1 protein-coding gene is annotated in these 796 nt (G+C 55.8%); it reads left to right on the top strand.

What is annotated here, in order from left to right:
- Positions 1-796 (top strand): DUF4073 domain-containing protein (locus tag PKO01S_RS28535; protein ID WP_218031512.1); only part of this gene is annotated, 796 nt, incomplete at both ends.

Genomic DNA, 796 nt, shown 5'->3' with positions numbered 1-796 from the left:
TCTAGATACGACGATGGAGTATCAGGTTGACGGCGGTAGCTATGTGAAGTACGACGGCACGAATGCACCAGACTTGTCTGGTAACCACACGGTGCTGGTTCGGGTACCAGCGGATTCTGCAACGGGAACGCCAGCGGGCGCAGCGACGACGCTAACGTTCACGACGAACCCGCCAGCTCCGGCAGCGCCGAACGTAACGGCTGATGATGCAGCTAACATTATCGTGGGTCTGAATACAACGATGGAGTATCAGGTCGACGGCGGAAGATATGTGAAGTATGACGGCACGAATGCGCCAGACTTGTCTGGTAATCATACGGTGCTGGTGCGGATACCAGCGGATGCTGGGACAGGTACACCAGCACGCGCAGCTACAACGCTGACGTTCACGATGAATCCGCCAGCTCCTTCGGCACCGAACGTAACTGCCGATGATGCAGCTAACATTATCGTGGGTCTGGATACGACGATGGAGTATCAGATCGATGGCGGCAGCTATGTGAAGTACGACGGCACGAATGTACCAGACCTGTCTGGTAATCACACCGTGCTGGTTCGGGTCCCAGCCGATGTTGCGACAGGAACGCCAGCGGGCGCAGCTACGACGCTGACATTTTCGACGAATCCTCCAGCACCGGCGGCACCGAACGTAACTGCTGATGATGCGGCTAACATTATCGTGGGTCTGGATACAACGATGGAGTATCAAGTTGATGGCGGAAGCTATGTGAAGTACGACGGCACGAATGCACCAGACTTGTCTGGTAATCACACGGTGCTGGTTCGTGTTCCAGCG

This window comes from Paenibacillus kobensis NBRC 15729 (assembly GCF_004000825.1).
In the GTDB taxonomy this organism is placed as follows: Bacteria; Bacillota; Bacilli; order Paenibacillales; family Paenibacillaceae; genus Paenibacillus_T; species Paenibacillus_T kobensis.
This window is presented reverse-complemented; position numbering and strand designations above follow the sequence as displayed.